Below are 6,282 nucleotides of genomic sequence, written 5' to 3' on the forward strand. Positions count from 1 at the left end.
TACCGGCCTGTCACGCCGGGGGTCGCGGGTTCGAGTCCCGTCCGCTGCGCCATATCTGTTTCAAGGACCACTGAACGCCTTGAAGCGCCGAAACCAGCCATCGGCTGAATCGGATCGATAGCAAAGACCCTGGTCGAAAGACCGGGGTTTTTTGTGTCTGAAATTTGGTTATTCCTATTCCTCGCTCCTGAAGCTAATGCAAATTCCTGTGGGAGCGAGCCTGCTCGCGAAAGCGTCGGCACATTCAAAATCTGTATTGCCTGAAAAACGCTTTCGCGAGGAGGCTCACTCCCCCATAGGCACGCTCTGCCATCTCGGCGGATCGGATGCGGTGCCACGTCGCATTGATTTTTTTGATTATTTAGTCAGGTTTTTGTAACTGGTTGTTTGCTGTGGGCGCAGAAACCTTTAAAGTTAACCTTTCGGTCAGCTTTGCACTGTCAACACAGCTCTTTGCTTCGCCAGAAAGAGCTTCTGCACGACTCGAGATCCCCAGTAGATAACCACAAGGGCGGACCTATAACCGCCCAGAGGATGATCCATGTCCAACCGTGAAATATCCCGGCGCTCGTTCCTCCAGGGCGGGCTGGTGGCGGGTGTGAGCGTTACGCTTACGCCGCTCAGCAGTCAGGCGCTGGCTGCCTTGATGGAAAACAGCGTCACCGTGCCGTCCGAGAAATGGCTCGGCAATAACGGCAAGGCGCGGCAACGTAACGATGCCTTGTCCAAGGTCTGCGGCAGCAAGGTGTTTGCCCGCGACATCCGCGCCAAGGACATGCCTGGCTGGCCTGAGCAACAAGGCCACGCCATGCTGCTGAAAACCATCAAGGCCGACCGCATCTACGCAGGCTACGACCTGTCGTGGCTCGGCGCTGATCTGCAGCCGGACCGCATCGTTACCGCTGCCGATCTGGACAAGGACGGTATCGTCTTCCCCGAAGAGCACGCGCCTGATCCATTGCTGCCGGAAGGCAAAGTGCCGATGTTCATCGGTCACCCGGTAGCGATTCTGATCTGGAACGGCTTCGAGCGTTTCCGTCAGGCCAAGAATCAACTCAAATTCAATGACAAAGCGATTCGTTACGGCGCCAAGGTGCCGTTCTACGAAGGCGATCCCTACGGCAGCTTCCGCTATGTGCGCGTCGGTGGCGCGACCTCGGCGGATGAAGACGAGTTCGCCAGCCTCAAGGATTCGATTCTTTTCCCGATGCTGAAGAACCGCCGTCCAGTGTGGAATGCATCGCCGAACCTGCATGGCAACCTCACCGAGCGCGGTCTGTTCTACGCCGACCGCATGAAGCAGGAGATCGACACGCCGCCAGACAACTGGCTGGTGTTCGATGAGCGCTACAAGACGCCGTCGATCGAACCGGCCGCCCTTGAGCCGGACAACGGCAACGGCTGGTACGACCCGAAAACCAAAACCCTGCATTTCGTCGTGGCGACGCAGTGCCCGCTGGAAGTCGCGACCGAGACCGCGAAGATGATCGGGCCGTCGCGTTTCGGCCTGGCCAACCTGAACATGCACCCGGGCTACACCGTCGGCTATGGCTCCAAAGACCACAACATTTTCGTCTACTACGCAGCCCTGGCCGCGCTGTACGGCGCCGGTGTGCCGGTGCGTCTGGCCAACGACCGCTATGAGCAATTCCAGAGCGGCATCAAGCGTCACCCGTTCGACATCCGCTACCAGTTGGCCGTGGACAAGAACGACTACACCTTCAAGATTTTCCGCGCGGAAATGAGCGTCGACGGCGGCGGTCGGGTCAACTACAGCCCATCGGTGGCGGCGGTTGGCGCCACGGCTGCGCAGTCGATCTATTACATGCCGCAGAACGACCTGCAAGTCACCGCGTATCACTCGCGCGCGGTCGAGGCGGGCTCGATGCGCGGTTACGGCACCCTGCAAAGCATGGCGGCGACCGAAATGATGGTCGACGAAATCGCCAATCGTCTGGGTGTCGACGCTATCGACTTGCGCCGCAGGAATGCCCTGCGTTCCGGCATGAAAAACACCCAGGGCGCAATCCCGGCCGGCGCACTGCGCCTGCATGAAATTCTCGACAAGGCCTCGGTGCACGAAGTCTGGAAAAACCGCGACACGATCAAGCGGCAACGCGAAGCTGCAGACCCGGATAACTGGTACGGCGTCGGTTTCGCCATCTGCCAGAAAGACTTCGGCACCGGCTCCGAAGCGCCGATGGCCAGCATCGAATTCACCGCTGACGGGCGCATCACTCTGCGCCACATCGGCATCGAAATCGGCACCGGCATGTCCACCTCGCAAGCCTTGGTCGTCGCCGATTTCCTCGGCAGCCCGGCGCACGAGGTGAAGACCGGTGAAACCGAATGGCAGGAAATGCAGCTGATCACCAGCGGCAACCCTTACATCATGAGTCAGGCCGAGCAGGACAATCTGCTGCGCAACCCGCGCTGGGTCGGCAAGCTGGCGTCGGCGTCTTCGGCGACCAACTCCGCCTATTACTTCAGCCACGCGACCCGTGAAGCGGCACGCGTGCTGTTCAACCACGGCTTGTGGCCGGCGGCGCTGGAGATCTGGCGTCAGGGTCCGTACGGCGGCCAGGCCAACCCTTACGTGGTGCGCCGCGAAGATGCGCATTGGGTCGACGGCAAGCTGACCGCCAACGGCATGCAGCCGCTGAGTTTCGAAGAGCTGGCCAAGCGCGCCCACGAACGCGGGCTGGTGACGGGCGCTACGGTGCACGGTTTCAACCGTTGGAGCTGGGCCGAGGCCGAGTACAGCATCGACGGCGTGCGCGAGCGCCTGCCGCTCGACGGTCTGGCGGTGAAATACGGCGATGGCGCGCCACAAGCGAAGAAATCGCAGATGAACAGCGCCGGCTTCCACTTGCTTGATCGGCAGAACGTCAACTACCCGGTAGTGCAGTTGAACAACGCTGCCGTGACCTATTACAGCCCGGTCGCCACGTTGGTCGAGTTGAAGGTCAATAAAGGCTCGGCGGAAGTCCAAGTGCTCAACCACCATTCGTGGATCGAGTGTGGTCGGGTACTGGTTGAAGAGTTGGTCAAGGGCCAACTTGAAGGTGGCATCGCCATGGGTATTGGTCATGCGCTGATGGAAGAGATGCCGTTGTACGAAGGCGGGCCGGGGGAGGGTGACTGGAACTTCAACCGTTACCGCCTGCCGATGGCGCGTCACGTTGCGGTGTGGAAGCAGACCGCGGAGATCCTGCCGCCGCTGTCGCCGAGCGATCCGTCCAAGGGCATCGCCGAAGTGGTGATGATCCCGATTGTCGGTGCCATCGGTAACGCCGTGGCGCACGCCATCGGTAAACGTGTTCGTGACTTGCCTATCACCGCTGCGCGCATCAAGGAGGCCCTCAATGGCTAACCGTCCGCTTCAACTGACCCTCAATGGTCAATCCGTCGGCCCGGTGGACATCCCTGATGACCTGCCGATGATCGACTACCTGCACGAATACAAAAACCTCACCGGCTCGCGGCTGGGCTGCGGTCAGGGGATCTGCCACGCCTGTGTGGTGATCGTCGATAACCCCGACGGCACCAGCGAGGAAGTGCGCACCTGCATCACCGGTGCGCATTACTTCGAGGGCAAGAAAGTTCGCACCATCGAAGGCCACGCCACTCGCGACGAGCAGGGCCAGGTCACCGAGATCAATCCGATCCAGCAGCGCTTTGTCGACGAGTTCGCTTTCCAGTGCAGCTACTGCGCGCCAGGCTTCGTCAACGCAGCGACCGTGTTGGTCGAGAAGCTGCAGCGCCAGCCGATCGTCAAAAGTCAGCTGGAACAGGTTATCGAGGACAGCCTCGGCCATCACGTCTGCCGCTGCACCGGGTACGTGCGTTATTACAACGCCACGCGCAACGTGCTGACCGATCTTGGTCTGGTCAAGGAGGGTTGAGCATGAAGCGTTTACTGACCCGCCTGGCTTTCGCGGTCGGACTGGCTGCGCCGCTTTTGGCGGCCCACGCCGACGATCAGATCAAGCGCGGCGAATACCTCGCCCGCGCCGCCGACTGCATGGCCTGCCACACCGCACCGGGTGGCGCGCCGTATGCCGGCGGCCTGCCGATCGTCTCGCCATTCGGCACGATCTACGGCACCAACATCACCCCGAGCAAAGAGCACGGCATCGGTCTGTACAACGATGACGAGTTCTTCGCTGCGCTGACCGAAGGCAAGCGGCGCGACGGTGCGAATCTGTATCCGGCGATGCCGTACACCTCGTATCACCTGATGCCGCGCGCCGACTCCGATGCGATTCACGCGTATCTGAAAACCATCGAGCCGATCGAACGCGCCGCGCCGGTGACCAGCCTGAGCTTTCCGTTCAATGTGCGTCTGGGCCTGACCGGCTGGAACATGCTCTACGGCAAAGACGTCAAGCTGGAACCGGTCGAGGGCAAAAGTGAAGCGTGGAAGCGCGGCCAGTACATGGTCGACGTTCTCGGTCACTGCGGCGAATGCCATACGCCACGCGGCCTGCCCGGCGCGATGCAAATGGACAAGCGCATGACCGGCGGCATCCTCAATGGTTATCTGGCGCCGAGCCTGCTGGCCACCGACCTGGCCGCGCGCGGCTGGAATCAGCAGGATCTGAGCACGTTTCTCAAGCACGGCATGAGCGCGCAAGGGACGATGTTCAACGAGATGTTCCCGGTGTTTCACAACAGCACTCAAGGTCTGAGCGATGCTGATCTGGCAGCAATGGCGACATTCCTTCTCGGCGAGCAACCGCCACCAGCCAAAGAGCTCGTCGCAGTACCGCTGGACAAGCTCAGCGCGAGTGCCCAGCGCGGCCGTCAGGAATACCTGAACGTCTGCGCCGGTTGTCACGCGGCTGGCGGTGAAGGCAAGCCGCACATCGCAGTGGCCATGCGTGGCAACACCACGTTGCGCCTGGAAGATCCGCGCAATCTGTTGCGAGTGATCGAGGACGGCATCGGCGAACAGAAATTCTCCGGGTTCGAGCACATGCAGCCGATGCCGGGTTTTGCTGAAAAGCTCAGTCCTGAGCAATTGACTGATCTGCTCAACTACCTGCGTCAGGGTTGGGGCGGGCATGGTGCTGAACTGGCGGTGAGCGAAGTGCAGAAGCTGCAATCCGACGCACCGAGCATCGAGCACAGGGCCCACTGATATGCAGCATCTCGATCTGCAAGTGGTGCGTCGGGCGCTGGAATGGTCGGTGGCCGGGCAGCGAATCTGGCTGTGCACGGTGCTGACCACTTACGGCTCGGCACCGCGCGCGCCGGGTTCGCTGCTCGCGGTGAACGAAGGCGGGCAGTGGATCGGTTCGCTATCGGGCGGTTGCGTCGAGGAGGATTTCCTTGAGCGCGTCGCCGAAGGTGCGTTTCTCGAAGCGGTAAGCGTCGTGCGTTACGGCGAAGGCGATGATCCGCGCTCGCGGGTCAGTCTGCCTTGCGGCGGCATTCTTGATGTGCTGGTTGAGAAACTTGACGCCGACTGCGCGGTGCAGGCGCACCTGCGTGAACTGGAATCGGCGCTGCTGGGTCAGCGTCGTCTGCTTCGCGAAGTTGATCTGGCCAGCGGTGCGCGCAATCTGTTTGCTGATCGCGAGCAGGGCGCGCGGATCGAGCGTGAGATCGATCGGGTGCGCATTCGTGTCGGTGCAGCACAGCGCTTGTTGCTCGCTGGCTACTCCAGTGTGGCGCAGGCCTGTGCCGAGTTCGCGGTAGGGCTTGGCTTCGAAGTGATTCTCTGCGATCCGCGTGATGAAGCGCTTGAAGGTGTGGTGCTCAATGGCGTGGAAATCCGTCGGCAGTTGCCTTCGGTGTTCATTGCCGACGGAGGCTGCCATCGCGACACGGCAGTGGTGGCGCTGACCCATGATCCGCGCATCGACGATCTGGCGATGATGGAAGCGGTGCGCACCGAAGCGTTTTACATCGGTGTGATGGGATCGCAGCAGACGTCGCAGAAACGCTTCGAGCGCTTACGCCGCATTGGTGGCTTGAGTGAGGCAGAGCTGGCGCGGGTTCATGCGCCGATCGGCCTCAACCTCGGCAGCAAGACACCGGCGGAAATTGCGCTGGCGGTGCTGGCGGATATCCTGCGGATTCGTAGCGGGATCGCTCGGGATCAGCTCTGATCCTAAGCCTTGCTGAATCTACTGTGGCGAGGGGATTTATCCCCGTTGGACTGCGCAGCAGTCCCTCCTGCTCAAGAGGGGGCGCTTCGCACCCCAACGGGGATAAATCCCCTCGCCACAATGGTGTTTATAGGCCGTACTTATCGCGCAGCCCGTAATACCAGGC

The 6,282-nt window shown here is 61.2% G+C and carries 4 protein-coding genes; all 4 read left to right on the top strand.

What is annotated here, in order from left to right; genetic code table 11:
• The first annotated feature begins 541 nt into the window (after positions 1-541).
• Genes D8U82_RS19685 through D8U82_RS19700 form a run of 4 tightly spaced genes read left to right on the top strand, consistent with a single transcriptional unit; the run spans position 542 to position 6,116 of the window.
• The gene (locus D8U82_RS19685) at positions 542-3,373 is read left to right on the top strand and encodes a xanthine dehydrogenase family protein molybdopterin-binding subunit (RefSeq protein ID WP_130902797.1); all 2,832 of its coding nucleotides are present in this window, start codon (positions 542-544) and stop codon (positions 3,371-3,373) included.
• A complete protein-coding gene (locus D8U82_RS19690; RefSeq protein WP_130902798.1) occupies positions 3,366-3,905 on the top strand; it encodes a (2Fe-2S)-binding protein in 540 nt (179 codons plus the stop codon). Before D8U82_RS19685 ends, D8U82_RS19690 begins: the two co-directional genes overlap by 8 nt.
• Positions 3,906-3,907: 2 nt before the next feature.
• Positions 3,908-5,143 (top strand): cytochrome c, encoded by a 1,236-nt coding sequence (locus D8U82_RS19695; protein ID WP_130902799.1) that lies wholly within the window; start codon positions 3,908-3,910, stop codon positions 5,141-5,143.
• Position 5,144: 1 nt separating this feature from the next.
• Positions 5,145-6,116 carry an XdhC family protein gene (locus D8U82_RS19700; RefSeq protein ID WP_130902800.1) on the top strand — a complete coding sequence of 324 codons (972 nt, stop codon included), beginning with the start codon at positions 5,145-5,147 and terminating at the stop codon, positions 6,114-6,116.
• Positions 6,117-6,282 lie beyond the last annotated feature (166 nt).

Origin of the sequence: Pseudomonas sp. Sample_23 (genome assembly GCF_004307595.1) — a bacterium.
Lineage (GTDB): Bacteria > Pseudomonadota > Gammaproteobacteria > Pseudomonadales > Pseudomonadaceae > Aquipseudomonas > Aquipseudomonas atacamensis.

Bases quoted from the DNA above. Each gene is read 5' to 3' on its own strand.
- D8U82_RS19685 (WP_130902797.1), top strand. From the start codon at position 542: ATGTCCAACCGTGAAATATCCCGGCGCTCGTTCCTCCAGGGCGGGCTG.
- D8U82_RS19690 (WP_130902798.1), top strand. From the start codon at position 3,366: ATGGCTAACCGTCCGCTTCAACTGACCCTCAATGGTCAATCCGTCGGC.
- D8U82_RS19695 (WP_130902799.1), top strand. From the start codon at position 3,908: ATGAAGCGTTTACTGACCCGCCTGGCTTTCGCGGTCGGACTGGCTGCG.
- D8U82_RS19700 (WP_130902800.1), top strand. From the start codon at position 5,145: ATGCAGCATCTCGATCTGCAAGTGGTGCGTCGGGCGCTGGAATGGTCG.